This is a genomic window from Stenotrophomonas sp. Y6 (genome assembly GCF_022436665.1).
GTDB lineage: Bacteria > Pseudomonadota > Gammaproteobacteria > Xanthomonadales > Xanthomonadaceae > Stenotrophomonas > Stenotrophomonas acidaminiphila_A.
Window position 1 is genome coordinate 1 of record NZ_JAKUKB010000006.1, and the last position, 25,778, is coordinate 25,778.

A 25,778-nucleotide genomic window follows, 5' to 3' on the forward strand; every position below is an offset into this window, starting at 1 on the left:
TAGATGTCCCCCCGCCCCCCCCCCACCCCCCCCCGCCCCCCCCCCCCCCCGCCCCCCCCCCCACGCCAACTCACATCAGAACTTCACACTGACGCTAGTGAAGAAGTAGCGGCCGGCCTGGTCGTAGCCACCCGGAGCATTGCCGTTGAGTGCCAGCGCGTTGCCGACCATCGGCGGTTCCTTGTCCGCGATGTTGTTGACGCCCATCGTCCACACCATGGGACCGATGTCGAAGTTGGCCGACAGGTCGAAGTAGTTGGCTGCGCTGAGTTTGTTCCCATTGGCCACCAACAGCTTGTCCGTGCTGAGCTTGCTGCCGGTGACGGCATTTACATAATCGACACCGGCGGTGTAACGCCAGCGCAGATTGACGCTGTACCAGTCACGCGCGAAGCTGGCATTGGCGATATGGCGCCACTTGGGATTCAGGCAGGAAACATTGATCTTGCCAGCGCAATCGAACTTCGTGCCTTCGATCTCGGGCAGGTTGTCGATCTCAACCTTCTGCGTACGGGTACCAACGAAGGTCGTGTTGAATCGGCCACCCAGGGCATCCCAACCATAGGCCGCGGTGAAGTCGAACCCACGGTGATGCGATTTGCCGAAGTTGCCGGTCAGGTTCTCGATGTAACCCGTGGTCGCCACATCATTGCCGATCCAAAGATCACCGCTTCCACTACGGCGGTGGATCATCGAGCACAGCGTCGGGTTGCCGGTACTGCCACACAACTCGAGGATCGTGGAGGCGCCGATATCGGCGATGCGATCGGTCATCTTGATATCGTAGAAATCAAGACTGAGATCCAGGCCATCGATCGGGCTGTACGCCGCACCCAGCGTCCAGGTCTTGGCCTTCTCCGGCGTCAGCTCCAGGTTGCCACCCGCATACTGGTTGTACTGGTCGGCGGGACTGGCCGGAATGTTCCCATACTGGGCGCCGGTCACGCCGGTATTGGCGCACTGTGCCGCGGTATAGACCGGGTTGGAACCAGCGCACGGATCTTCGCCTTCCCACAGGGAGATCGACTGCAGCGAGAACAGCTCACCGATGTTCGGGGCGCGGATGGCGCGGTTGAAGCCACCGCGCAGGCGCACCGGGCCCAGCTCGGCATTGGCGCCGACCTTATAGGTATTGGCGCGACCGGACAGATTGTAGTCGGATGCGCGGAAGCCCAGGTCCAGCGACAGGCTCCGCAGCAGCCCCATGTCCTGCGCCAGTGGCACCGCGCTTTCCATGAACAGTTCGCGCACGCTCACATCGCCATTGATCGCGGTCACGGGGCCACCAGCGCCCGTGAAGTTGCCGGACGCGGAATTACTGTCGGCCTCGACCTCGTAATGTTCCTTTCGCCATTCATAGCCAAACACCAGCTTGATCGGATCGTTGTCGGCCGTGGGAAAACCCCATCCCAGGTCTCCGCTCACATAGGCGTTCAGTACCTTCATCGAGGTACTGGTCGACACCATGCTGACGCCCTGCAATGCCTCGGCCGCCTCCTTGGTGACCCCATTCGGTACCCAGACGTTGTAGGGAACGCAGCCGGCGAAGGAGCCCGCCGGGCAGCCCAGTAGCGCCGACGCGACGCGGTCGGACAGGAAGTCGCCGCGCCCGATATTGGTATTCTCGGTACGACTGAAAGCGTACGAGGCGTTGTAGCTCCAGGTGTCGTTGATGAAACCCTCGGCACCGCCGATCAGACGCCATGAATTGGTATCGTCGCTGGTCCTGCGGGCGCCACCTTCGTTGTTGCGCTTGCCAACATAGATCTCCAGCGGTTCGGCGTCCGAAAGTCCCAGATCCGAACACATGGTGTTGATCAGCGGGTCATCGCACGCGATCGAAAGCGTCTGAGCAAAGAACGTGCCGGATTCCGCGACCTGGATGCTGCTCTTCTTGTTGACGTACATCATTTCCGCATAGGGACGGAAATAGTCATTAACGTCATAGCGAACCGATGCGCCGAAGTTATAACGGGTATCGGGGCGCTGGTAATAGTTGATGGGCGCGTAGTTGTACAGCTGGCCCATGTCCGGCGCCCACTTGCCGGTAGTGGGATCGAAGTGCGCGGCGCCGCCCGTATCCGAAAGCACGTAGTCGGCGTCATAGATGTAGAAATTGGGGATCGGCGCGGTTCCCGAGCCACCACAGGCAGTGCCGCTCGCATTCAGGGCACAGGAAGAGTAATCGCGATCGCCCTGCATCAACGCGTCGTTCTCGCGCCAGGTCATCCATGCCATCGCGTGGCCTTTGCCTTCGCCAAACTTGCCACCGATGGCGATGTCCACATTCCGCGAGATTCCGTCGAAACCCGAATCGCCCCTCGGATAGGTATACCCGACCTCGTCCATTTTCCCGCGGAGATAGGAATTGTCGTTCTTGTGCCGGTAGGCCGAGGTGCCGGCATTAAGGCTGATACCTTCGAAATTGGTATCCAGGACGAAGTTGACTACACCGGCGATCGCGTCGGAGCCATAAACGGCCGAGGCACCGCCGGTCAGAAGATCGACACGCTTGATGAGTGCCGCGGGCACGATGCTGATATCGCGCGATTCGAAGGTGCCCGGCGGCAGGCGGTGCCCGTTCACCAGGGTCAGGGTGCGGCCCGGCCCCAGGCCGCGCAGATCCGCCGTCGGATACGACTGCGCGCCGTTATTCGCGAAATTGTCGAAGTAGGGCGCCATCTGCGGGTACTGGTTGATCAGATCGTCCGCACGTGTCGCACCCGTGTTCTTGAAGGCCTCCCGGTCGATTTCCGCGACGGGACTGGAAGCCGTCATGGTCTGGCTCTTGATGCGGGTGCCGGTCACGGTGACCGTGTCGAGCATCTTGGCGTCGGGTTTTGTTTCCGCGTCCTGCGCGGCTGCCGTGCCTGCAAGCCCAGCCGTACCAATCAATGCAACGAGAATCGCATCACACAATTTACGTGTCTTCATCGATTAACCCCTGGATCTTTGAATGGATACCTCTTCTGCGGCGAATCTCCCTCGCCGCCCCCGGACAGCGCATGGCCCCCTTTCGACACCATTGCAGCGTCGAATCCATATGGCAGCGCTTAATGGGAAGCTAACACCCCAAACCTGACTCAGCAAACTCCGGCTGATACGGGGCCGGCCAAGACCAACGCGCCAGAAGTGATAAGCATCACATTACCTTGCGGAGCCATGCCTCCATCGACATGGACTGCAGGCAAGCCACCTGGCGGGAATAAATGACGGATATAGGGCAAAAGCACCACGACTTTCAGTGCCGCCGGAACCTTGACCAAATGCACGTTCCCGATAGCCCATGTCATCACGCTTTCACCTGCGACGGGCAGGCTTGGGGCTCCGCGCCGCATCGCCCTTCCGCCCATGCAACCGCGCAAGACCGACCTCGCGCATGCCGCCCTCCAGGCCCACCGTGCCCCGCTGGACCTGCGCCAGCGCCGCGCCCTGATCCTGTGCGACGGCAAGCGCGACCTGGCCGAGCTGGTCACCCTGCTCGGTGACGACGCCCCGGCCCTGATCGCGCGGCTGCAGCGTGACGGCTACCTGCACATGGCACAGCCGGAACCGGCGCCGGCAGCCGTGCCCGAAGCCGCGCCATCGGCGGCGGCACGGCGCCGCTCGCTGGTGGCCGCGCGCATCTACCTGCTGGACATGCTGGCACTGCAGCGCCACCCCGCCGCCGCGCGCCTGCACCAGCTGCTGCAGGCCACCCGCGGCGAAGACGATACCGTGCATGCGCTGCGGCTGGCGCTGGCGCAGTTGCCGGCGATGGCGTCGGACGGCTACGTCGGCCGCGTGCGCGAGCGCCTGCGCGAAGTACTGCCCGAGTCTTGCCTGGCAGCGGTGCTGGACACACCACTGCCGGCCTGAGTCACCGCGGCGGCACGAAGTTGTCGCGCAGCCCGCTCCAGCACGCCTGGTAGTCACGCTGCCGGTGCGCAGCGGCGATGGCCTGCTCGGTCGGGCGGATCACGCCACGGGTCTCGAACATGAACGCCATGGTGTCGGTGATCACGTCCGGCCGCGACAGGTCGGCGGCGGAGGCCTTGTCGAACGTGGCCGCGTCCGGGCCGTGGCCGGTCATGCAGTTGTGGATCGAGCAGCCGCCCGGCACGAAGCCCTCGGCCTTGGCGTCGTACGCGCCATGCACCAGGCCCATGAACTCGCTGGCGATGTTGCGGTGGAACCACGGCGGGCGGAACGTGTCCTGGGCCACCAGCCAGCGCGGCGGGAAGATCACGAAATCCAGGTTGCTGGTGCCGGGCGTGTCGCTGGGCGAATGCAGCACCAGGAAAATCGACGGGTCCGGATGGTCATGGCTGATCGAGCCGATGGTGTTGAAGCGGCGCAGGTCGTAGCGGTACGGCGCGTAGTTGCCATGCCAGCCGACCACGTCCAGCGGCGAATGGCCGATGGCGGCGCGCCACAGCCGGCCTTGGAACTTGGCGACCAGTTCGAAATCGCCCTCCAGGTGCTCGTACGCGGCCGCCGGCGTTTCGAAATCACGCGGGTTGGCCAGGCCGTTGCTGCCGATCGGACCGAGGTCGGGCAGCTTCAGCAGCGCGCCGAAGTTCTCGCAGACATAGCCGCGCGCCTGCCCGTCCGGCAGCTCCACCGCGAAACGCACGCCGCGCGGGATCACCGCGATCTGCTGCGGTTCGACCTCCAGCACGCCCATCTCGGTGCGCAGCCGCAGCCGGCCCAGCTGCGGCACGACCAGCAGCTCGCCATCGGCGTTGTAGAAATAGCGGCCGCGCATGTCGGCGTTGGCCGCGTACAGGTGGATCGCGGCGCCGGCATGCGCCTCGGGCGAGCCGGTGCCGCCCATGGTGTACAGGCCCTCGACGAAATCAGTGGGCGCCTGCGGCAGCGGCAGCGGGTTCCAGCGCAGCTGGTTGGGCGACACCGCCGCGTGGCTGAAATCGCCGTGCAGGCACGGCTGCGCGAACGGGGTGAACTCGCCGTGCATGGCTGCCGGGCGGATGCGGTACAGCCAGCTGCGGCGGTTGCTGCCGCGCGGCGCGGTGAACGCGGTGCCGGTCAGCTGCTCGGCATACAGCCCGTGGGCCACGCGCTGCGGCGAGTTGCGCCCCACCGGCAGGGTGCCGGGCACCGCCTCGGTGGCGAACTCGTTGCCGAAACCGGTCTGATAATCGTTGCTGAGCATGGAGCTGCCTGCCTGTTTGCTGTTTTCAGAGCCCTCTCCCTACCGGAGAGGGGCCTGGAGCGCTTTGCTTACAGCACGCCGCGCTTGATCTGGTCGCGCTCGATGCTCTCGAACAGCGCCTGGAAGTTGCCTTCACCGAAACCTTCGTTGCCCTTGCGCTGGATGATCTCGAAGAAGATCGGGCCGATGCAGTTCTGGGTGAAGATCTGCAGCAGCTTGCGCTGCTTGGTTTCCGGGTCGGCGTCGATCAGGATCTTGTTCCTGCGCAGGCGCGGCACGTCCTCGCCATTGTCGGGGATGCGCAGGTCGACCACGTCGAAGTAGGTGTCCGGCGTATCCAGGAACTCGATGCCGTGCGCGCGCATCGCCTCGACGGTGTCATAGATGTTGTCGGTGAAGCAGGCGATGTGCTGGATGCCCTCGCCCTTGTACGCGTCCAGGTACTCGTTGATCTGGCTCTTCGGGTCGGACGACTCGTTGAGCGGAATGCGCACGATGCCGTCCGGCGCGGTCATCGCCTTGGACACCAGGCCGGTCTTGGCGCCCTTGATGTCGAAGTAGCGGATCTCGCGGAAGTTGAACAGGCGCTCGTAGTAATCCGACCACTTCTGCATGTTGCCCAGGTACAGGTTGTGGGTCAGGTGGTCGATGAAGGTCAGGCCGAAGCCCTTCGGGTCCTGCTCGGCGCCGTCCACCGGCACGTAGTCCGCATCGTAGATGCTGCCGGCCTCGCCATAGCGGTCCACCAGGTACAGCATGCAGTCGCCGATGCCCTTGATCACCGGCGCCGGCACCGCGCGGGTGTCGGCCAGCAGGGTCACTTCCTCGGCGCCGTTGCCCAGCGCCGCGGACAGCACCTCGGCGGCCGGCTTCTGGAAGCGGATGGCGAAACCGCAGGCGCACGGGCCGTGCTTGGCGGCGAAGTCGGCGGCGAACGAATCCGGCTCCTCGTTCACCAGGAAGTTGACGCCGCCTTGACGGTAGACGGTAATAGCACGCTGCCGATGGCGGAGCACGGCAGTGAATCCCATGTTCCTGAAGTAGTCGTGCAGCCCGGCGGCCTGACCGGCCGGCGCGGCGAATTCGACGAACTCGAAACCGTCGATGCCCATCGGGTTCTCGAAGGTGGTCACCTGCATGCCCAGGTTGGGCGCGTTGGATGCGGCGTGGACGTGGGTGTTCATGGGTTGCCTCCGGAAGTGGGTCGTCGCCGCAGCCGGCGGCGCAATACAGGAAGACACGCGGCGAACGCGGGTCAGAACCGAAGGTTATAGTTTCACATGAAACCACCATCAAGGTGCACTGCAGCATGAGCGCTTCCGATTACAGCAAGTCCACCAGCATCCGTGCCTCGCACGTGCTGCTCGATCTAGAACAGTTCCTGCCCTACCGCATCAGCGTGCTGTCCAACCGGGTCAGCGGCAACATCGCGCGCCTGTACGGCGAGCGCTATGGCCTGTCGATCCCGGAATGGCGCGTGATCACCATCCTGGCGCTGTACCCCGGCTCGTCGGCGAGCGAGGTGTCCGAACGCACGGCGATGGACAAGGTCGCGGTGAGCCGCGCGGTGGCGCGCCTGCTGGAGCGCGGCTTCATCCGCCGCGAGACCCATGGCGACGACCGCCGCCGCTCGGTGCTGGCGCTGTCGGCGGCCGGCTTCGAGGTCTACGAGACCGTCGCGCCGATGGTGATGGAGATCACCCGCAAACTGATGTCGGTGCTCACCGAGGAAGAAGAGCAGGTGCTGGAACGGCTCATCACCCGCCTGGCCGATGCCGGCCTGGCGCAGATGACCCTGGATTGAAACGCCTGGCGGTCTTTCCCGTGGAAGCGGGGCACGCCCGGCAGGACACGGTACCGGTGCAGTCCATGCGGCGCAGGCTGCGCATCCACCGCTCTGCTCAGCTCAGGAACTTGCGGCGCGCGTAGATCCACGGCGCGGCCAGCGCGGCAATGGCGCCACCGGCGAAGCCGAGCGCCGCCGCCACTGCCGCGGCCTCGACGCGACCGGGCAGGGCCAGCGCCGCGATCAGCAGCAGTGCCGCCGGCAGGCCGATGAACGAGGCCAGGAAGAAGCGCCAGCGGGGCACCCAGGTATGCAGCTGCATCAGGCTCGCGCTGCTCCAGGCCTCGCCGGCCCGGCTGCGCTGGATCTTGTCCACCAGCCTGACCAGGTCAACCTCATGGGCCCCCTTGCCGGCCCTGGCCAGGCCAAGTTCGGCATCCACCTCGACCGGATCGGGCCATTGCGCCGGCCACGCCTGTGGCGCGACGACGCCGTAGGCGGTCAACAACGGGACGCTCAGCGACGGCGCCGACAGCGCGCGCAGCCTGCGGTTGTCCAGCACGCACCAGACCTGCGTGGCGCCGGCAACGCTCACCTGGTACAGCGCCAGCTGTTCCGGCGCCGGGTACGGCAACGCGGTGACCCGCGCGGCCAGTGACTCGGCCCCCATCGCACGCAGGAAGCCGACCCGGCTGCGGCCGACCTGGGCCCAGCCCAGCCCCAGCGGCCCCAGCAGCATCACCTCGGCCGCATCGGCCGCGCCCGCGGCGGCGCGTTCGTCGCTGGCCAGGAACGCACTCAGCGAACGGGGCTCGGCGACGTCATCCCTGCCCCAGCGATGCGACTGGCCCAGCAGGTACTTCAACGGTACCCGCGCGGCGACGGTCTCGCCGCGCACGCTGTCCGAGGCGAACGGCACCACCGAGGCGACGAACGCGCGCAGCTCGTTGCCCGGCACCGCGCTCCACTCGGCGGGGAACAGGCCGTCAAGCAGGCCTTCGCGGGCCAGCCGGTCGATGCGCTCCTTCTGCTCCACCAGCCGCGCCACCGCGGCCTGCAGCATGATGGTCGGCGGCACCGCCGATTGCGGCAGCCGGTAGCGCGGCGCCGGCGCATCGGCATCGGTATCGGCGGGTGGCTGCTCGTCCATCAGCGCGTCCACCGTGGGCAGGCCCGTGCCCGTCGCCCCGGCGGCGGCCGGGACGCTGGTTTCGAGGGTGGCATCGGAAGGAAGCGACATCGGCAATCGGCCCCGGCGAGCAAGCGAATGCTCCCGTTAGCGGCCGCTGGCCACGGAAATGAAGTCCGGATTGAAAACGGCGCCCTGCGTCGCCGTCGCTTGCCTCGTCCGCGCCCTGCTCAGGGCGTGGCCGGCGGCGCCCACTGCTTGAGGAACGCAAAGAAGCGGGTGCGGTCGTAGCCCTTGCCCTTCTCCAGTTCGCCGGTGAACTGCGAATGCAGCAGCTGGCCCTCGGCGTCGAGCACGAACAGGTGCGGGTAGGCGGTGATGGCGGGGAAGCGCGACAGGAACGCCGCGTTCTCGTTGTCCTCGCTGTAGTTGACCTTCATCCACACGTAATGCGCGTCGCGGAAGCGGCGGATCTCCGAGTCGCCTTCCATGAAGGCGTCCATCAGGTGGCACCAGGAGCACCACTCGCCGCCCACGTCCAGCACGATCCGCTTGCCGCCGCGCTGGGCCTCGACCTTGGCCGTCTCCAGGTCGGCGACCGGGTCGCGCGCGGGGTCGAACTGCGCGTTGAGCGCGGCCACGGCGGCGATGTCCGCCGCGGCCGGGGTATTGCCCGAGGCGACCGGCTGGCTGGTATCGGCCACCGGCGCCTTCTGTTCGGAGGTATCCAGCGGCTGCACCTTCTCCGCCGGCGGTGCCGGTGGCTGCGCACAGCCCCCCAGCAGCGCCGCCAGCAGCAGGGATATTCCACCGGACATCCGCTTCATCGTGGTTTCCTCACTTCACGCCGTGCATCAGCTTCTGCACCAGCGGCGCGATCAGGAACAGCAGCACGCCGGCGCCCAGCAGCGACCAGAAGCCGAAGGTATACCCCTTCAGCGCCGACTCGACGGTCATGCCGCTTTCACCGCTGACCACCGCGGCGAAGATGCCCGACAGGTTGTTGCCGATGGCGGTGGACAGGAACCAGCCGCCCATCGCCAGGCCGACGACCTTGAGCGGGGCCAGCTTGGTGGTCATCGACAGCCCGATCGGCGACAGGCACAGCTCGCCCACGGTCTGGATCACGTAGACCATGAACAGGGTCCAGAACGGGATCTTGCCGGCGTCGTCGACCAGCGAGGACAGCGCGTACATCAGCAGCAGGAAGGCCAGGCCGTTGAAGATCAGGCCCAGGCCGAACTTGCGCGGGATCGACGGGTTGGCCTTGCCCAGCGCGGTCCACAGCCACACGAAGATCGGGCCCAGCGCCAGGATGGCCACCGAGTTCACCGACTGGAACCAGCCGATCGGGAAGATCCAGCCCGCCAGGTCGCGGTCGACGATGTTCTGCGCCAGGAAGTTGAACGAGCTGCCGGCCTGTTCGAAGAACATGAAGAACAGCACGTTGAACACGAAGATGATCAGCATGGCGATGGAGCGGTCGCGCGCCACCTTGCCCTCGCGGATGCCCTCGACCAGGATCATCACGCACAGCGCGGTGAACAGCGCGCCCAGGATCCAGCCGAGGATGCCGGCGTCGATCGTCAGCAGGCCATAGGCCACCGGCACCGCGACCAGCGCGCCGACCAACACCGCGAGGGTGCGGCCAATGCCCGCCCCGGCCGGGGCCGCGCCGACGCTGCCCAGCTGGCGGCGGCCGATCCAGAACCACACCAGGCTGATCAGCATGCCGATGCCGGAGGCGATGAACACGTACTTGTAGGCCGGCATGGCCTCGGTGCCGAACAGCTTGTCGGCCAGGATGCCGGTCAGCACCGGGGCGACCAGCGCGCCGGCGTTGATGCCCATGTAGAAGATGGTGAAGCCCGAATCGCGGCGCGAATCATTGATGCCGTACAGCTGCCCGACCATGCTGGAGATGTTCGGCTTGAACAGGCCGTTGCCGGCGATGATCGTGGCCAGGCCGATGCGGAACACGCGGTCGTCGGGAATGGCGATCAGGAACAGGCCCAGCGACATCACCGCCGCGCCGATCAGGATCGAGCGCTGGTAGCCGATGATGCGGTCGGCGACGAAACCGCCGAACAGCGCCGCCGCGTAGACCAGCGCCAGATAGGCGCCGTAGAGCTTGCTGGCCCCGGCCTGGCTCTCGGCGAACTGGGCGACGATGTACAGCGCCAGCGCCCAGCGGATGCCGTAGAACGCGAAGCGTTCCCAGAACTCGGTCATGAACAGCATCCACAGCGGACGCGGGTGGCCGAGGAGGTTCTTGAACTCCGGCACGGGCGCCGGGGTGGATGCGGAATTCGGCGCGGCAGCGCTCATGCTGGGTTTCCCCCTGAGTGATTCGTTGGGCAGATGATGCAAAGGAAGTCGGCCGGAATCGGCACGACGCGCGAGGATCACCGAAGCGCCGGCTTCACGTCAAATCCACAAGCGCCGCGCCGGCGGCCCGGGCGGCGGCGGGGCGGCTGCGGCCGTGACCGGCCGCAGCCCCGTCCAAAATACTGAATACGTTGGCGTTTCAGGTCCCGGCGGGCACCGCCCCGGTATCGCCGCGGATGCTGGTGCGCACCTCGAACAGTTCCGGGAAGAAGGTCAGTTCCAGCGCCTGTTTGAGGAAACCCACGCCGCTGGAACCGCCGGTGCCACGGCGGAAGCCGATGATCCGCATGACCGTGCGCATGTGGCGGAAGCGCCACAGCTGGAACGCCGACTCGAGGTCCACCAGGTCCTCGCACAGCGAATACTCGCGCCAGTAGCGGTCGGTGTCCTGGTAGATGCGCTCGAACACCGGCCGCAGCGCCGGATCACTGACATGCGGGCGGGTCCAGTCGTGGCCGGCGTACTCCGGCGGGAGCGCATGGCCGAAGCGCGCCAGGTAGCGCAGGAACTCCTCGTACAGGCTCGGTGCCTCCAGGGTCCGGCGCAGCCGCCCCTGCCCCTCCGGGTCGTAATCGAACACCGCCAGCATGTCCGCGTTCTTGTTGCCCAGCAGGAACTCGATGCAGCGGTACTGCAGCGACTGGAACCCGGAGGCCGGACCGAGCACGTCGCGGAAGCCCAGGTACTCGGACGGGGTCAGGGTTTCCAGCACCGACCATTGCTCGGTCAGCTGGCGCAGCACCTGCTTGCCGCGCGCCAGCACCTTGCGGCACTGCCAGACCTGGTCGCGCTGCAGGAAGCCGATGGCCGCGCGCAGTTCATGGTCGAGCAGCTTCAGCCACAGCTCCGAGGTCTGGTGCTGGATGATGAACAGCATCTCGTCGTGGTGCGCCGGGCTGGACAACGGCTGCTGCGCCGACAGCAGCCGGTCCAGGCAGAGGTAGCCGCCATAGGTGAGCCGGCCGTGCAGGTCGGTGTGGATGCCGGCTTCGAGCTCACGCTGGTTCTGTTCTACGGTCATCGGCCTTGCCATCTGCGTGGGGCGCAAAGGGTAACCCGGCCCGGGCGGCGGCCGCTGCCCGCGCAAACGGAAAGCGAACACTTGCGATTGCAACCGGCGCGACAATCGGCCGGCGGCCGCGGCGGCTGGCTGAATGCGTTGGATCCACGTGCCGCGGCGGCCGCCCATGGGCCGGCGCACGGATTTCGTGCTGCGGCGCAGGACGGCTTTTCCCGCCCGATTCCTTACCATGCGCAATTCCTATCATTTGAAACCATCTGTCCAAGGTGTTGCTGCAATGACGGTTTCCGCCCAGTTCCACATCGACTACCTGCAGTACCTGGATGCCGACGGCAGCCTGGTACGCGACGACCTGCCGGCCTCGTTGCGCGATCCGCGCGCGCTGCTGCCCCTGTTCCGGCAGATGCTGGCCACCCGGGTGTTCGACACCAAGGCCGTGGCCCTGCAGCGCACCGGCAAGCTCGGCACCTTCGCCTCCTGCCTGGGCCATGAAGCGGCCCACGTCGGGATCGGCGCGGCGATGAAGCCCGGCGACGTGTTCGCCCCCAGCTACCGCGAGTACGGCGCCATGTTCATGCGCGGCGTGCGCCCGCGCGACGTGCTGATGTACTGGGGCGGCGACGAGCGCGGCAGCGACTACGACCGCGACAGCGACGCCGCGCGCGACTTCCCGATCTGCGTGCCGATCTCGACCCAGTGCCTGCACGCGGCCGGCTCGGCGCTGTCGTTCAAGCTGCAGGGCAAGCCGCAGGTGGCGGTGACCGTGTGCGGCGACGGCGGCAGCTCCAAGACCGACTTCTACGCCGCGGTGAACTCGGCCGGTGCCTACCAGCTGCCGCTGATCCTGTGCGTGGTCAACAACGGCTGGGCGATCTCGGTGCCGCGTTCGGCCCAGACCGGCGCCCAGACCCTGGCCCAGAAGGGCCTGGCCGGCGGCCTGTTCTGCCTGCAGGTGGACGGCAACGACCTGATCGCGGTGCTGGCGGCGATGGAACAGGCGCGCGAGCGTGCCCTGTCCGGCCAGGGCGGCACCGTGCTGGAGTTCCTCACCTACCGCCTGTCCGACCACACCACCGCCGACGACGCGCGCCGCTACCGCGACGACGCCGAGGTCAAGGCCGCGTGGCTGAAGGAGCCGCTGATCCGCCTGCGCAGGTACCTGACCGCGCAGGGCGTGTGGAGCGAGGAAGAGGAGAAGAACTGGATCGCCGAATGCGGCGCGCGCGTGGACGAGGAGGTCAATGCCTACCTCAACTGCCCGGTGCAGCCGGTGGAGGCCATGTTCGACTACCTGTATGCCGACCCGCCGCCGGACCTGCTGGCCCAGCGCGCCGCGGCCATTGCCCTGGAGCAGCGCCATGGATGACATCAAGCGCAGCACCGGCGTCCCGGCCGGCCACGACCTTGCCAGCGACCACGGCGCGACCGGCGCCAGCGGAGAGACCCCCATGACCGCCACCCCCATCACCCTGATCGAAGCCGTGACCCAGGCGCTGGCCTGGGAAATGGAGCACGACCCGTCGGTGCTGGTGCTGGGCGAGGACGTGGGCGTCAACGGCGGCGTGTTCCGCGCCACCGCCGGCCTGCAGCAGAAGTTCGGCGCGCAGCGCGTGCTCGACACCCCGCTGGACGAGACCACCATCGCCGGACTCACCGTCGGCCTGGCCGTGCAGGGCATGAAGCCGGTGGCCGAAGCGCAGTTCGACGGCTTCGTCTACCCGATGGTCGACCACATCATCTGCCACGCCGCGCGCATGCGTAACCGCACCCGCGGCCGCCTGCACTGCCCGATGGTGCTGCGCGTGCCGTGGGGCGGCGGCATCCGCGCGCCGGAACACCACAGCGAGGCCAACGAGGCCATCTTCACCAACGTGCCGGGCCTGCGCGTGGTGCTGCCGTCCAGCCCGCAGCGCGCCTATGGGCTGCTGCTGGCGGCGATCCGCGAGCCGGATCCGGTGATCTACATGGAGCCCAAGCGCATCTACCGCCAGTACAAGGAAGTGGTCGCCAACGACGGCGAGGCGCTGCCGCTGGACGTGTGCTTCGTGCTGCGCGACGGCACCGACGTGACCCTGGTGGCCTGGGGCGCGCAGGTCAAGGAAGCGCTGGAAGCGGCCGACAAGCTGGCCGGCGAAGGCATCAGCGCCGAGGTCATCGACGTCGCCACGCTGCGCCCGCTGGACTTCGCCACCATCGCCGAGTCGGTGGCCAAGACCGGCCGCTGCGTGATCGTGCAGGAAGCGCCCAAGACCGCCGGCTTCGGTGCCGAAATCGCCGCGCGCCTGGCCGAGGAGTCGATGTACGACCTGCTGGCGCCGGTCGAGCGCGTCACCGGCTACGACACCCACATCCCGCTGTTCCGGCTGGAAATGAAATACCTGCCGAGCGTGGAGCGGATCGTGGCGGCGGCAAGGCGCGCGGTGGCGGCCGGCTGACATGCGCGCGCGACTGCTCAACGCCTACCGCAGCCAGTACCCGGTGCCGTTGCGTTTCCACGCCGGGGAGATCGTCGAGCTCGGCGTGCGCGACGAGGAATGGCCGGACTTCGCCTGGGTGCGCACCGCCGACAACCGCGCCGGCTGGGCGCCGGTGGCGTGGCTGCGCGTGCTCGGCGATGGCCGCGCCGAGGCGCTGCGCGACTACACCGCGCAGGAGCTGGACGTGGACAGCGGCGAGATGGTGCGACTGCATCACGAACACGGTGGCTGGTGGTGGGCCGAACGCGCCAATGGTGCGCTCGGCTGGCTGCCGGCACGCGACCTGGAACTACTGGAAGAAACCCCCTGAAATGAGCCAGACCAAGAACTTCAACCTGCCCGACCTGGGCGAAGGCCTGCCGGACGCGACCATCGTGGAGTGGTTCGTCAAGGAAGGCGACGTGATCAAGCTGGACGAGCCGCTGGTGTCGATGGAGACCGCCAAGGCGGTGGTGGAAGTGCCGTCGCCGGTCTCCGGCAAGGTGCTGAAGCTGGCCGGCGGCGCCGGCGACATCGTGGTGACCGGGCACATGCTGGCCCAGTTCGAGATCGATCCGAACCTGCCGCAGCGCGCCGAAGGCCAGGACACCGGCCACCACCACGGCGCACCGGCAGCGGCCGCTGCGGCGCCCGCGCCTGCCGCGGCGCCGGCACCGGCTCCCGCTGCCGCCGAACGTGCCGACGAAGGCACCGTGGTCGGGGCGATGGTCAGCTCCAACGCCGTGCACACCGAACAGGCCGTGGCCGTGGGCGGGGTCAAGGCGGTGCCGGCGGTGCGCGCGATGGCGCGCAAGCTCGGCGTGGACCTGGCGCGGGTGCGTGCCACCGGCGCCGACGGCGCGGTGACGATGAGCGACGTGAAGCAGGCCGCCGAGGCCGGCACCGCCAAGGTCGGCAGCGCGCCGGCAGCGGCACCGCAGGCGGTCCAGGCCGCCGCGCCGGCGCCGGCCGTGCGTGCCGATGCCGCGCGCACGCCGCTGTCCGCCGCCGGCAGGCCGATGCGCACCGCGCCCCCGGGCGTGGTCGCCAAGGGCCAGCCGGAGCCGCTCAAGGGCGTGCGCCGCAACATGGCGCGGGTGATGGCCGACGCGCACAGCAAGGTCGTGCCGACCACGCTGACCGACGATGCCGACATCCATGCCTGGGCACCGGGCAACGACATGACCTCGCGGCTGGTGCGCGGCATCGTCGCCGCCTGCCAGGCGGTGCCGGCGATGAACGCCTGGTTCGACGGCGACACCCTCACCCGCACCCTGCACGCGCAGGTGGACATCGGCATTGCCGTGGACACCGACGACGGCCTGTTCGTGCCGGCCCTGCGCAACGCCGACATGCTCGACGCGCGCGGCGTCCGCGAAGGCATCAACCGCCTGCGCCAGCAGGTGGAAGAGCGCAGCATCGCCCCGTCGGAACTGAGCGGCTACACCATCAGCCTGTCCAACTTCGGCATGTTCGCCGGCCGCTATGCCACCCCGGTGGTGGTGCCGCCGTGCGTGGCCATCGTCGCCGCCGGGCGCGCCCGCTTCCAGGTGACGCCGGTGATGGGCGGGGTGGAAACCCACAAGGTCATCCCGCTGTCGGTCACGTTCGACCACCGCGCCTGCACCGGCGGCGAGGCCGCGCGCTTCCTGCGCGTGCTGATCGACGATCTGGCGCGGCCGCACTGACCGCCCCGGGCGAACGCTTTGCAGCAGAACTTGAGCCCGCAGCGATGCGGGCTTTTTTTTGCCGTGCTCGATGGCGACAACGCCCGCGACCGCGGCGGGCACCGCCGTCGATGCGCCCGGCCGCTCACCCTGGCGCGGCCCGCGCGCCGGTCACCACGACGCCCCGGGTCACGCTACGATGCGCGCATCGCACAGGACAGGCGTGACCATGACCCATTGGATCTGTAGCCACTGCAGGGAAAGCAACGAAGACACGTTCGAGCAGTGCTGGAACTGCGGCACCCGCGTCGATGGCAGCGCGGACCCGGACTTCCGCCCCGACAACGCCGATCCGGCGGCCCGGCCGCCGCGCCTGATCAATTGCCTGCGCTGCCCCGGCACGCCGATGGTGTTCGCCGGACGCAAGCGCTTCCACGAGGGCTCCCAGGCGCTGCCGTTCCTGCTCGGCAACCTCGGCGAACTGCTGGTGAACCGCGAGGCGTTCGACCTGCATGCCTGCCCGTCCTGCGGCAAGGTCGAGCTGTTCCTGGCCAGCGCAGCGCGCTGATCCGGCCTCCGGCACCCGCGCCGCGACCGCCATGTCCCACCCGCGCCGGATCGTGCCACTGTTGGTGCTCGCCTACCTCGGCATGCTGTTCGGCGGCGCGCTGCTCAAGCCCGGTTATTCGCACATGGCCCAGTACATCAGCGAACTGGGCGCCAGCGGCAGCGCGCATGCGCGGCTGATCAGCCTGGCCGGCTTCGTTCCGGTGGGCCTGCTCGCCGCCTGGCTGCTGCTGGCCTGCGCGCGGCTGGCGCCGGTCCGTGGCGCCAGCCGGCTCGGCTACTGGCTGCTGATGTGCGAACCACTGGCCTGGATCGGCTCGGCGCTGGCGCCCTGCGACCCCGGCTGCCCGGCGACCGGCAGTCTCGACCAGCAACTGCACACCCTGCTGGGCATGCTCACCTACAGCGGAACCGCGCTGGGCCTGCTGCTGTTGGCCACCGCGCCACGACTGCCGGCCCGCATCCGCCTGCTGTGGGCCGGGCTGGCGGCCAGCTGGCTGCTGTTGTTCGTGCTGATGGCCCTGCCCGAACTGCAGGCCTGGCGCGGGCTGCTGCAACGGCTGGCCGAATGGCTGGTCTATGGCGTGCTGTGCGGCGCCGCGTGGCGGCTCGGTGGGCCGGCGCGGGCCATTGCCGCCACGCGCCCGCCCATGGCAGGGGCGTAAGCTCGCGGTTCCCACCGCAGGAGCACGCGCATGGCCCACCGCAGCCGCCTGGCCGGCTTCATCATCGACTGCCAGGACACCGACGCCGGCACCGCCGCCCGCTTCTGGAGCGCGGCGCTGGGGCTGGCACCGCGCACCCCCGAGACCGACACCGACGGCGCGCAGTACGCCGAACTGTCCGGCGCCCCCGGCGGCCTGCACGTGGAAGTGCAGCGCGTCAGCCATCCCCCGCGCGTGCACCTGGACATCGAAGCGGACGACATCGACGCCGAAGCCGACCGGCTGGAAGCGCTGGGCGCGCGCCGCATCGGCTTGGTCAAGCGCTGGTGGGTGATGGAAGCGCCGACCGGCCACCGTTTCTGCGTGGTGCGCATGCAGCACCCCGACAACGGGCAGCCGGCCACGACCTGGCCGTGAACCGCGGCCTTTGCGGCGACAATACCCACCGGTTCCCGCGGAAGACGCCACGATGACGGTTCAGCCACTGCGCGATGCCCGCGTGCTGATCGCCGGCGGCAGCCGTGGCATCGGCCTGGCCATCGCCACCGCGTTCGCGCGGCACGGCGTGCGCCTGGGCCTGTGCGCACGCGGCGACGACGGCCTGCAGCGCGCACAGGAAGCACTCCAGGCCACTGCCGCCCACGTCCACGTGCACGCCTGCGACCTGGCCGACCCGGCACAGATCGAAGCCTGGATCGAGGCCGCCGCCGCCGCGCTCGGCGGCATCGACATCGTGGTCAACAATGCCTCCGGGTTCGGCAACGGCAACGACGACGCCAGCTGGCAGGCCGGCTTCGACATCGACCTGATGGCCGCGGTGCGCAGCAACCGCCTGGCGCTGCCATACCTGCGGCGCAGCACGATGCCGGCCATCCTCAACGTCAGCTCGATCAACGCCCGCGTGCCGACACCGCGCGCGACCGCCTACTCCACCGCGAAGGCCGCGCTGGACTACTACACCGTCACCTTGGCCACCGAGCTGGCGCGCGAGCGCATCCGCGTCAATGCCATCGCCCCCGGCTCGATCCTGTTCCCCGGCGGCCTGTGGGACCAGCGCCGCACCTCCGAACCGGCGCTGTACGCCAGCGTCCGCGACCGGATTCCGTTTGGGGGCTTCGGCGACCCTGCCGACGTGGCGGCGGCCGCGGTGTTCCTGTGCTCGCCCGCCGCCCGCTGGATCACCGGGCAGGTGCTGGCGGTGGATGGCGGCCAGTCGCTGCCGGCCTGAGCGCGGCCGCTCCCGGCGCGCGGCGGCTATGCCAGCTGCGCCGAGCCGATCACCCGCACCCCCGGCGCCGGCGCCAGCGCCGCCTCCACCAGCGCCGCGGCGATGCGCCCGGCCGGGTTGGTGCGCCATGCGCGCGGCAGTACCGGCCCCAGCGCACCCAGCACCCGCGCCGCCGCCTGCTCGCCCGGGCGTGGCTCGGAGCGCGCGCCACCGATCAACCCCGGCCGCACCAGCGCCAGCGACGCGAACCCCAGTGCGCGCAGGTCGCGCTCCAGTTCGCCTTTGACCCGGTTGTAGAAGAACGCCGAACGCGGGTTGGCGCCCATCGCCGAATTCAGCGCGAACACCGTGCAGCCGTGCATCTTCACCGCGCGGGCGATGGCCAGCGGGTAGCCATGGTCGATGCGCGCGAACGCCTGCCGCGAGCCGGCCTGCTTCAGGGTCGAGCCCAGCGTGCAGATCGCCGCATCCACCTGCCACCAGGGCGCCTGCAGCGGCAGCGCGTCGAAATCCAGCAACGGGGCGGACAGCCGTGGATGCTGCAGCGGCAACGGCCGCCGCACCGGTGCCACCACCGCCGTGCAGCGGGTATCGGCCAGCAGCCGCTGCAGCACCTGAGACCCCACCAGGCCGGTCGCTCCGGCCAGCAGTACGCGCATCCCGCTCCTCCTCTGCCCGGCGGTTCAAGCCGGCATCCGCCTCGCCGATAATGGGGGACATCGATCCCCCGCCCGCGGCCCGTCCGCACAGCCCGTCCGGAACCGCCTCGCGATGGCCGACAGCACCGACATTCCGCCCTCCAAGCCTGCCGGACTGGGACGCATCCTGTCACGCCGCCAGGTCATGGCCGGCGCCCCGGCGGCGGCCGCGCCGGCGCCGAAAGCCGCCGCGCACGGCCACGGCACGACGCCGCTGCAGCGGATCTTCGGCCACGCCCACGCGCCCGATGCGCTGCTGCACGCGTTCGCCCAGGGCATGTCCAGCCTGCCCGGGGAGCTCGGCGATCTCGGGCGGCTGCTGCAGAGCGCCTACGACGGCCAGGAATGGGAGCGCTACGGCCGCCTGCTGCGCCAGCTGATCGACAAGTACATCCGCACCATCGACCTGGAACCGGCGCAGGCCGGCAACAGCGAAGCCGAGCGGCTGCGCGACATGCTGCGCAACACCCTCGGCGCGGTGCTGTCCAGCCTGCTGCAGCAGGCGCCGGAACTGGAGACCCAGGCCCGGCGCATGGGCGAGGAACTGCGCGGCTGGCAATCCGGGCAATCGCTGGAACCGGTGGAACAGCACCTGCGCGAGCTGTGCCACCAGGTGGGCGTGCGCAACGATGTCCTGCACGAGCAGCACGACCTGCTGCTCAACCTGTTCGACCTGTTGCTGCACAACATCGCCGAGCTGATCGACGGCGGCAGCTGGCTGCATGGCCAGATCGGCAACGTGCGGCAGGTGCTGGCCGGGCCGCTGGACCGCACCTCGCTGGAACGCACCCGCAACGACCTGCGCGAGGTGATCTACCGCCAGGGCGTGCTGCGCCAGGGCATCGAGGAATCCAAGGCGGCGATGAAGGACCTGATGGTCGACTTCGTCGAGCAGGTCGAAGGCATGGCCTCGGAAACCGGCGATTACCACGACCGCATCGCCAGCTACGCGGTGGCGGTGCGCCAGGCGCGCAGCCTGGCCGACCTGGGCCAGCTGCTGCAGAACGTACTGCAGGACACCGCGCGCGTGCAGGCGCAGGCGCTGCGCGCGCGCGACCGCCTGGCCAGCGCGCGCGCCGAGGCGCTGGCCGCCGAACAGCGGGTGCAGCAGCTCGAGCGCGAGCTGGAGGAAGCCGGCAGCCAGCTGCGCACCGACCCGCTGACCGGCGCGCTGAACCGGCGGGGCCTGCAGGACGTCCTGGCCGAAGCGATGGGCGGCGCGCAGCCGCTGCTCAGCATCGCGATGCTGGACCTGGACCACTTCAGCCGCACCAACGCCGACCATGGCCACGCCGGTGGCGACCATGCGCTGCGCCACCTGGTGGCGACCGCGCAGACCCGCCTGGGCAGCCACGGCCAGGTCGCCCGCCTCGGCGGCGATGAATTCGTGCTGGTCCTGCCCGGCATGCCCCAGGACCAGGCCGACGCGCAGCTGCGGCGGTTGCAGGAAGCGCTGGCCCACCGCCCGTTCCAGCATGAGGGCCAGCGCGTGCACGTGCGCTTCAGCGCCGGCGTCGCGCAATGGCGCCCGGGCGAATCCGCCGACGCACTGCTGCAGCGCGCCGACCGCGCGCTCTACGCGGCCAAGCAGGCCGGTCGCGACCGGGTCGGCAACGCCGATTGACCCTGCCGCCGGCGCGGACCGCGGCCCCGCGGACGCGCGTCCAGCGATACGACCGGGGCGGCACGTGGCCGCCCCGGCATCCCTTTGCCTGATGCGGCGTTACTTGAAGTCGCCGGCCACGAACACGCTCAGGCTCTCCGGCTTGAGGTGCTTGCGGATGGCGGCATTGACCTGCTCGACCGTCAGCGCCTGGTAGGCCGCGTCGCGCTCGATCACGAACGCCATGGTGCGGTCGTAATCGAGCAGGCCCTGCAGCAGGCCGGCCACCGCGGCATCGCTGGCGCGCGACTGTTCGCGCTGCACGATGCGCGCGGCCACCGCGTCGCGCACTTCCTGCGCGGTCACCCCGTCGGACACCAGCCGTGCCAGCTCCTCGCGCAATGCGGTCTCGACCTTGCCCATGTTCTGCGGCGCAGCGATGGCCTGCACGGTAAGGCTGCCGTTGTCGTCGCGGCCGACGCGGCTGTCGTCCGCGCGCAGGCCGGCGCTCACGCCGTAGCTCAGGCCTTCGCGTTGGCGGATGCGGTCGGCCAGGCGCGACTTGAGCGGATCGCCACCCAGGATGTCCACGGCGATGCTCAGCGCCGGCATGTCGGCGTCGGCCACGTTGAGCGACAGGTTCTGCCGCGCCAGCAGCACCGCGTTGGGCTTGTCCGGCGTGGTGAAGCTCTCGCGGTGCGCGGCGCGCGGCTGGTAGCGCGTGGCGATGGGCGCGTAAGGCACCGGCGACTTCCAGCCGGCGAACAGTTCCTGCAGCTGCGCCTTCACCGCGTCGGGATCGAAGTCGCCCACCACGCTGATCTGGCCGCTGGCGGTCCCGTAGAAATCGCGGTGCCAGGCGCGCAGGTCGTCGAGCTTCAGCGCCTTGAGCTTGGCCAGGGACTCGTCCAGCGAATCGGCGTGCAGCGGATGGCCCGCCGGCCACGGATCGAAGTACCTGGCCATCGCCATCGACGCCTGCATGCCCGGCTCCTTGCGCTGCGCCTCGATCCCGGTGATGGCCTGCAGCCGCAGCTGCTCGAACTGGTCCTGCGGGAAGTCCGGCTGGCGCAGCACCTGCGCGGCCAGTGCCAGCGCCTCGGCCAGGGTTTCGCGCTTGCCGCTCAGGCGGATCTGCGCGCCCTGCAGGTTGCCGCCGATGGACGCCTCGGTCTTGAGCGCGTCGAAGCGGGCGACGAGCTGCTCGTAGCTCAGCCCCGCCGCGCCCCGCAGCAGCATCGATCCCACCCACTGCGCGGCGGTGTCGCGCCCGGTCACGGCCTGTTCGTTGCCGAACTCGAAACTGGCGTTGACGGTGACCGTCTGCCCGCGCGTCCGGCGCGGCAGCAGCGACACCTTCAGGCCCTCGCCCAGGGTGAAGGTCTGCGTGCGCGCGGCGATGTTCTGCGGCGTCGCCTCGAACGTTTCGCCCGCCTCAACCGCCGCCCGGCCGGTGTAACCGTCGACCACGCTGGCGATCGCCGGCGCGGCGGGAACCTCGGCGCGGTCCGGCGCATCGGTGGGCACGAACCGGCCCAGCGTGCGGTTGCTCGGCTTCAGGTATGCCGCCGCCACCCGGTTGACGTCCGCCGCGGTCACCCTGGCGATGGCGTCGCGCTGCATGAACAGCAGGCGCCAGTCGCCGGCCGCCTGGTATTCGGACAATGCCATCGCCACCGCGTTGACGTTGTTGAGCAGGTTCTCCTGGTCGTTGGCGATGCGCTGCTTGGCCGCCTCCACTTCCTCCCCGGTCACCGGCCGGGCCGCGATGGCTTCGGCCTGCCGCAGCAGCTCGGCTTCGGCCTTGGCCGCGTCGCCGTCCCTGGGCAGCACCGCGATCACGTTGAACAGCCCCGGATCGCGCATGCTCCCGCTGCCGGCTCCCGCGCCCACCGCCAGCTTGGTTTCCACCAGCGCCTTGTGCAGGCGCCCGCTGGGCGTATGCCCGAGCACATTGCCCAGCACCGCCAGCGCCGCGCTGTCGGCCTGCGCCAGCGCCGGCACGTGGTAGGTGGTGGCCACCAGCGACAGGTCGCCGCTGCGGCGCACCGTCACCTCGCGCTCGCCGTCCTGGGTCGGCTCGACGGTATGGAACGCCGGCAGCACGCGCGCCGGCTTCTTCAGCGGCCCGAAATGCGCGGCCACGCGCGCCAGCGTGGTGTCGGCGTCGATGCGGCCGGCCACGATCAGCAGCGCGTTGTCCGGCTGGTACCAGGTGCGGTAGAACGCCTGCAGGTTGCCGATCGGCACGTTCTCCACGTCCGACCGCGCGCCGATGGGCAGGTTGGCGTAGTTGTGCCAGTCGTAGGCGACCGAACGCATGCGCTTCATCAGCACGCCTGCAGGATTGTTGTCGCCGGCTTCCATCTCGTTGCGGACGACGGTCATCTCGCTGTCCAGGTCGGCCTTGGCGACCCTGGAATTGACCATGCGGTCCGCTTCCAGCGCCAACAGCCAGTCCAGCGTGTCGTCGTTGGCGGGGAACGAGGCGAAGTAATTGGTGCGGTCCAGCGAGGTGGTGGCGTTCTTGCTCACCCCGCGCTGCTGCATCTCGCCGGGGATGTCCGGATGCGTCGGCGTGCCCTTGAACAGCAGATGCTCCAGCAGGTGCGCCATGCCGGTCTCACCGTAGTTCTCCTGCATCGAGCCCACGCCGTAGACCAGGTTGACGGTGACGGTGGGCTTGCTCGCATCCGGGAACAGCAGCACCCGCAGTCCATTGGGCAGGCGATACTCGCAGATCCCCTCGACGCACGGCCCGGCCGTCACGGCGCGCGGCAGCGTCGCCGACTCGCCCTTGGCGTATACCGCCGGCATCAACGCAAACGAAAGTGCCACGCCCAGGGCGCAGGAAGACAGTTTCAGCATCATTTCCCCTTGTCTGATGATCGACACGACACGCCGGCCCGTACACCGCCGGCATTCACTGCAAGGCGCGCATGCGCCGCAAACCTGACGATTTGAGCCGGAACGCGCTTGTGGGCGCAACTGTCGAAACTGACAGCATCGCCCGGCTTCATCGCTCGTCTACGTCACAGGCATACGGATGCCTCGCCATCCGGCCGCGGCCATTGCGGGCAGGCATGTGTACATGAGGCATCGTCATCTTCATGCACGGATACGCCCTGCTACACCGGCATCGCTGCTGCTTCGGCTTCGGCTTCCACCGCCTCCGCGCTCCGCGGAGCCTGCGGACGCAGCTCCTGCACGATCCTTCCCTGCTCCATCACCAGCACGCGATCAGCGCTGGCGATGGTTTCCGGGCGATGGGCGACGATCACGCGGGCGACGTCCAGCCGCCGGATCGCCGCATTCACCAACTGCTCGTTGCCCACGTCCAGGTGGCTGGTCGCCTCGTCCAGGAACAGCAGCTTCGGCTGCCGGTACAGCGCACGCGCCAGAATGATGCGCTGCTTCTGCCCACCGGAGAGCGAGCTGCCCATGTCGCCGATAAGGCCGTGGTAGCCCATCGGCATCGCGGCGATATCGTCGTGCACCGCCGCCAGCCGCGCCGCCTGCTCGACCCGCTCAAGATCGAACTCGGGATCGAAGAAACCGATGTTGTCGGCGATGCTTCCGGCGAACAGCTGATCGTCCTGCATCACCGCGCCGACGATAGCGCGCACGTTGCGCGCGCCGAGCTTGTGCAGGTCGTGGCCGCCGACGTGAATGCTGCCCTCGCTGGGCTTGAGCAGGCCCAGCAGCAGCTTGACCAGCGTGGTCTTGCCGCACCCGGACGCACCAATGATCGCTACCGACTCGCCCGGCGCGATGCTGAAACTGCAGTCACGCAGCACCCACGGCTCGCCCTCGGCATAGCGGAAGGACAGGTTGCGCACCTCGATGCGTACGTCCTGCGGCGGCAACGCTTCCGGTAGCGCGTGATCGTCCTCCGGCGGCGTCAGCACGATATCGGCCAGACGCTCGCCGTGCAGGCGCAGCATGCGGAACTCCACCCATTTGTCGATCAGCGCGCTCATGCGCCCCGCAAACTGATCCTTGTAGGCCAGGTAGGCGATCAACATGCCCACCGAGAACACATTGCCCAGCGCCAACACCGCGCCGATCCAGATCACCGCAATGCGCTCGATACCGAATACGAGCTGGCTGGCACCATTGAACCCCAACCCAAGGTGTGCAAGCTTCACGTCCTTGTTGACCGTTTCCACCATCAGGTTGTCGTAGGTACTGCGACGCCGCGACTCCTCGCCCGCCACCTTCACGCTCTGCATGCCACGCAGCGATTCCAGCAGGTGGGTCTGCTGCTTCGCTGCAGCCACAAGCTGCTGCTCGGTGCCGTCGCGCAGCGGGCGGTAGGCCAGTGCGCGGATGCCGGCGTACAGGGCCACCGCCAGCAGCGTCACCAGCGCTAGCTTCCAGCTGTAGACCAGCATCAGGCCCAAAGTGACCACGGCCATCAGACCGTCAATCAGGGCTTCTACGAAGCTGGTGGTCAGCGTGCGCTGGATGGCCTGCACCGACGACAGGCGCGACGTCACGTCGCCCAAGTGGCGCTTCTCGAAGAAATCCAGCGGCAGCTTGAGCAAATGCGCAAACACATTGCCCATCCATTGCAAGCCCAGGCGCGACGACAGGTGCACCACCGCCACGCCGCGCAGCAGACCAATGCCAATCTGCAGCAGCAATGCCAGTCCGAAACCCAATCCCAGTACGGTGAGCAGGTCGCGGTCGGCCGAGACCAGCACCTGGTCCACCACCCACTGCATGAAAAACGGGGCCAGCACCACGAATACCTGCAAGGCCACCGACAGCAACAGGATCTGTCCCAGCGCACGCCACAGGCCCCGCACCGGGCCGGTCAACTGCCGCGCGGTGATCGCCGGCACCGCCTTCTGTGGCTTGAACCCGGCGCTCGGCGACAGTTCCAGCGCCACGCCGGTGAAATGTTCGGAAACCTCGGCCAGCGACAACACCCGTTCGCCGATGGCCGGGTCGAGAATCGTGACCTTGCTGCGGCCGACTTTGGCCAGCACCACGAAGTGGTTCAGATCCCAATGCAGGATGCAGGGCAGTTTCAGCTTGCCCAGATCCTCCATATCCAGTCGCAGCGGACGGGTGGAGAAGCCCAGTTGCTGGGCGATCTGGATCAGATGCGAAAGCTTGGCGCCCTTGAGCGATAGCGGGAAGCGGCGGCGCAGCTGCGGCAAACCGATATGGAGGCCGTGGGCGGAAGCAGCCATTGCCAGAGAGGCCAAGCCGCATTCGGCGGACTCGGATTGGAGGATTTGTTTCAACCTTCATGCCCTATCAATGCGTAATAGCAAGCCTTGATCCGTCCTGCCGCAGATCCGGCAATTTCAAGCCCACCGCCTGCTTGCACAAAATCCAGGGCATGCCCAGGAAATCACCTTCCCTTGCGCCTCCTTAAATCCATAAAACTGAACAACATCAAAC

21 protein-coding genes are annotated in these 25,778 nt (G+C 68.4%); 11 read left to right on the forward strand and 10 right to left on the reverse strand.

Going from position 1 to position 25,778, the window contains the following annotated elements:
• Nucleotides 1-75: 75 nt before the first annotated feature.
• Nucleotides 76-2,934, reverse strand: a complete 2,859-nt coding sequence (locus tag MKP15_RS08320) for a TonB-dependent receptor (protein ID WP_240212393.1) — start codon at nucleotides 2,932-2,934, stop codon at nucleotides 76-78.
• Between the two features lie 417 nt (nucleotides 2,935-3,351).
• Between MKP15_RS08320 and MKP15_RS08325 the strand changes: the two genes are divergently transcribed.
• Nucleotides 3,352-3,858 (forward strand): hypothetical protein, encoded by a 507-nt coding sequence (locus MKP15_RS08325; RefSeq protein WP_240212394.1) that lies wholly within the window; start codon nucleotides 3,352-3,354, stop codon nucleotides 3,856-3,858.
• A gap of 1 nt (nucleotide 3,859) precedes the next feature.
• Here MKP15_RS08325 and hmgA read toward each other — a convergent pair whose 3' ends face one another.
• Complete coding sequence (gene hmgA, locus MKP15_RS08330; protein WP_240212395.1) at nucleotides 3,860-5,155, reverse strand: homogentisate 1,2-dioxygenase; 1,296 nt, start codon at nucleotides 5,153-5,155, stop codon at nucleotides 3,860-3,862.
• Between the two features lie 68 nt (nucleotides 5,156-5,223).
• Nucleotides 5,224-6,339, reverse strand: coding sequence for a 4-hydroxyphenylpyruvate dioxygenase (hppD, locus tag MKP15_RS08335; RefSeq protein ID WP_233996235.1), 1,116 nt, complete (start codon nucleotides 6,337-6,339; stop codon nucleotides 5,224-5,226).
• A gap of 125 nt (nucleotides 6,340-6,464) precedes the next feature.
• On the opposite strand from hppD, the gene MKP15_RS08340 reads away from it, so the two are divergent.
• On the forward strand, nucleotides 6,465-6,959 hold the full coding sequence (locus MKP15_RS08340; RefSeq protein ID WP_104939739.1) for a MarR family transcriptional regulator: 495 nt from the start codon (nucleotides 6,465-6,467) through the stop codon (nucleotides 6,957-6,959).
• Nucleotides 6,960-7,056: 97 nt separating this feature from the next.
• Here the strand turns inward: MKP15_RS08340 and MKP15_RS08345 are convergent, their stop codons facing one another.
• The 4 genes from MKP15_RS08345 to MKP15_RS08360 form a co-directional block, all read right to left on the reverse strand.
• Nucleotides 7,057-8,181: a hypothetical protein gene (locus MKP15_RS08345; protein WP_240212396.1), complete on the reverse strand. Its 1,125-nt coding sequence runs from the start codon at nucleotides 8,179-8,181 to the stop codon at nucleotides 7,057-7,059.
• A gap of 119 nt (nucleotides 8,182-8,300) precedes the next feature.
• Nucleotides 8,301-8,897 (reverse strand): thioredoxin family protein, encoded by a 597-nt coding sequence (locus tag MKP15_RS08350; RefSeq protein WP_240212397.1) that lies wholly within the window; start codon nucleotides 8,895-8,897, stop codon nucleotides 8,301-8,303.
• Between the two features lie 10 nt (nucleotides 8,898-8,907).
• Nucleotides 8,908-10,398 carry an oligopeptide:H+ symporter gene (locus MKP15_RS08355; protein ID WP_240212398.1) on the reverse strand — a complete coding sequence of 497 codons (1,491 nt, stop codon included), beginning with the start codon at nucleotides 10,396-10,398 and terminating at the stop codon, nucleotides 8,908-8,910.
• A gap of 199 nt (nucleotides 10,399-10,597) precedes the next feature.
• Nucleotides 10,598-11,479 carry a tryptophan 2,3-dioxygenase family protein gene (locus MKP15_RS08360; protein WP_240212399.1) on the reverse strand — a complete coding sequence of 294 codons (882 nt, stop codon included), beginning with the start codon at nucleotides 11,477-11,479 and terminating at the stop codon, nucleotides 10,598-10,600.
• A gap of 277 nt (nucleotides 11,480-11,756) precedes the next feature.
• Between MKP15_RS08360 and pdhA the strand changes: the two genes are divergently transcribed.
• From pdhA to MKP15_RS08400, 8 genes are all read left to right on the forward strand, one after another.
• Complete coding sequence (gene pdhA, locus MKP15_RS08365) at nucleotides 11,757-12,845, forward strand: pyruvate dehydrogenase (acetyl-transferring) E1 component subunit alpha (RefSeq protein ID WP_240212400.1); 1,089 nt, start codon at nucleotides 11,757-11,759, stop codon at nucleotides 12,843-12,845.
• An 82-nt stretch (nucleotides 12,846-12,927) separates the two neighbouring features.
• A complete protein-coding gene (locus MKP15_RS08370) occupies nucleotides 12,928-13,914 on the forward strand; it encodes an alpha-ketoacid dehydrogenase subunit beta (protein ID WP_104940285.1) in 987 nt (328 codons plus the stop codon).
• 1 nt (nucleotide 13,915) lies between these two features.
• Nucleotides 13,916-14,266: an SH3 domain-containing protein gene (locus MKP15_RS08375; RefSeq protein WP_182335426.1), complete on the forward strand. Its 351-nt coding sequence runs from the start codon at nucleotides 13,916-13,918 to the stop codon at nucleotides 14,264-14,266.
• A gap of 1 nt (nucleotide 14,267) precedes the next feature.
• Nucleotides 14,268-15,623 (forward strand): dihydrolipoamide acetyltransferase family protein, encoded by a 1,356-nt coding sequence (locus MKP15_RS08380; RefSeq protein ID WP_104939747.1) that lies wholly within the window; start codon nucleotides 14,268-14,270, stop codon nucleotides 15,621-15,623.
• A 208-nt stretch (nucleotides 15,624-15,831) separates the two neighbouring features.
• A complete protein-coding gene (locus tag MKP15_RS08385; RefSeq protein ID WP_240212401.1) occupies nucleotides 15,832-16,170 on the forward strand; it encodes a hypothetical protein in 339 nt (112 codons plus the stop codon).
• A 31-nt stretch (nucleotides 16,171-16,201) separates the two neighbouring features.
• Nucleotides 16,202-16,834, forward strand: a complete 633-nt coding sequence (locus MKP15_RS08390) for a DUF998 domain-containing protein (protein WP_240212402.1) — start codon at nucleotides 16,202-16,204, stop codon at nucleotides 16,832-16,834.
• A gap of 30 nt (nucleotides 16,835-16,864) precedes the next feature.
• Nucleotides 16,865-17,251 carry a VOC family protein gene (locus MKP15_RS08395; RefSeq protein ID WP_240212403.1) on the forward strand — a complete coding sequence of 129 codons (387 nt, stop codon included), beginning with the start codon at nucleotides 16,865-16,867 and terminating at the stop codon, nucleotides 17,249-17,251.
• Between the two features lie 52 nt (nucleotides 17,252-17,303).
• On the forward strand, nucleotides 17,304-18,062 hold the full coding sequence (locus MKP15_RS08400) for an SDR family NAD(P)-dependent oxidoreductase (protein WP_240212404.1): 759 nt from the start codon (nucleotides 17,304-17,306) through the stop codon (nucleotides 18,060-18,062).
• Nucleotides 18,063-18,088: 26 nt separating this feature from the next.
• Here the strand turns inward: MKP15_RS08400 and MKP15_RS08405 are convergent, their stop codons facing one another.
• On the reverse strand, nucleotides 18,089-18,721 hold the full coding sequence (locus tag MKP15_RS08405) for an NAD-dependent dehydratase (RefSeq protein ID WP_240212405.1): 633 nt from the start codon (nucleotides 18,719-18,721) through the stop codon (nucleotides 18,089-18,091).
• A gap of 112 nt (nucleotides 18,722-18,833) precedes the next feature.
• On the opposite strand from MKP15_RS08405, the gene MKP15_RS08410 reads away from it, so the two are divergent.
• Complete coding sequence (locus MKP15_RS08410; protein WP_104939752.1) at nucleotides 18,834-20,384, forward strand: GGDEF domain-containing protein; 1,551 nt, start codon at nucleotides 18,834-18,836, stop codon at nucleotides 20,382-20,384.
• 99 nt (nucleotides 20,385-20,483) lie between these two features.
• Here the strand turns inward: MKP15_RS08410 and MKP15_RS08415 are convergent, their stop codons facing one another.
• Nucleotides 20,484-23,234: a pitrilysin family protein gene (locus MKP15_RS08415; protein WP_240212406.1), complete on the reverse strand. Its 2,751-nt coding sequence runs from the start codon at nucleotides 23,232-23,234 to the stop codon at nucleotides 20,484-20,486.
• Nucleotides 23,235-23,491: 257 nt separating this feature from the next.
• Nucleotides 23,492-25,618, reverse strand: coding sequence for a peptidase domain-containing ABC transporter (locus MKP15_RS08420; protein ID WP_240212407.1), 2,127 nt, complete (start codon nucleotides 25,616-25,618; stop codon nucleotides 23,492-23,494).
• Between the last annotated feature and the right edge of the window lie 160 nt (nucleotides 25,619-25,778).

Bases quoted from the DNA above. Each gene is read 5' to 3' on its own strand.
- MKP15_RS08355 (WP_240212398.1), bottom strand. From the start codon at position 10,398: ATGAGCGCTGCCGCGCCGAATTCCGCATCCACCCCGGCGCCCGTGCCG.
- MKP15_RS08325 (WP_240212394.1), top strand. From the start codon at position 3,352: ATGCAACCGCGCAAGACCGACCTCGCGCATGCCGCCCTCCAGGCCCAC.
- MKP15_RS08405 (WP_240212405.1), bottom strand. From the start codon at position 18,721: ATGCGCGTACTGCTGGCCGGAGCGACCGGCCTGGTGGGGTCTCAGGTG.
- hppD (WP_233996235.1), bottom strand. From the start codon at position 6,339: ATGAACACCCACGTCCACGCCGCATCCAACGCGCCCAACCTGGGCATG.
- MKP15_RS08375 (WP_182335426.1), top strand. From the start codon at position 13,916: ATGCGCGCGCGACTGCTCAACGCCTACCGCAGCCAGTACCCGGTGCCG.
- MKP15_RS08340 (WP_104939739.1), top strand. From the start codon at position 6,465: ATGAGCGCTTCCGATTACAGCAAGTCCACCAGCATCCGTGCCTCGCAC.
- MKP15_RS08395 (WP_240212403.1), top strand. From the start codon at position 16,865: ATGGCCCACCGCAGCCGCCTGGCCGGCTTCATCATCGACTGCCAGGAC.
- MKP15_RS08410 (WP_104939752.1), top strand. From the start codon at position 18,834: ATGGCCGACAGCACCGACATTCCGCCCTCCAAGCCTGCCGGACTGGGA.
- hmgA (WP_240212395.1), bottom strand. From the start codon at position 5,155: ATGCTCAGCAACGATTATCAGACCGGTTTCGGCAACGAGTTCGCCACC.
- MKP15_RS08400 (WP_240212404.1), top strand. From the start codon at position 17,304: ATGACGGTTCAGCCACTGCGCGATGCCCGCGTGCTGATCGCCGGCGGC.
- MKP15_RS08390 (WP_240212402.1), top strand. From the start codon at position 16,202: ATGTCCCACCCGCGCCGGATCGTGCCACTGTTGGTGCTCGCCTACCTC.
- MKP15_RS08320 (WP_240212393.1), bottom strand. From the start codon at position 2,934: ATGAAGACACGTAAATTGTGTGATGCGATTCTCGTTGCATTGATTGGT.
- MKP15_RS08370 (WP_104940285.1), top strand. From the start codon at position 12,928: ATGACCGCCACCCCCATCACCCTGATCGAAGCCGTGACCCAGGCGCTG.
- MKP15_RS08360 (WP_240212399.1), bottom strand. From the start codon at position 11,479: ATGACCGTAGAACAGAACCAGCGTGAGCTCGAAGCCGGCATCCACACC.
- pdhA (WP_240212400.1), top strand. From the start codon at position 11,757: ATGACGGTTTCCGCCCAGTTCCACATCGACTACCTGCAGTACCTGGAT.
- MKP15_RS08385 (WP_240212401.1), top strand. From the start codon at position 15,832: ATGACCCATTGGATCTGTAGCCACTGCAGGGAAAGCAACGAAGACACG.
- MKP15_RS08350 (WP_240212397.1), bottom strand. From the start codon at position 8,897: ATGAAGCGGATGTCCGGTGGAATATCCCTGCTGCTGGCGGCGCTGCTG.
- MKP15_RS08380 (WP_104939747.1), top strand. From the start codon at position 14,268: ATGAGCCAGACCAAGAACTTCAACCTGCCCGACCTGGGCGAAGGCCTG.
- MKP15_RS08415 (WP_240212406.1), bottom strand. From the start codon at position 23,234: ATGATGCTGAAACTGTCTTCCTGCGCCCTGGGCGTGGCACTTTCGTTT.
- MKP15_RS08345 (WP_240212396.1), bottom strand. From the start codon at position 8,181: ATGTCGCTTCCTTCCGATGCCACCCTCGAAACCAGCGTCCCGGCCGCC.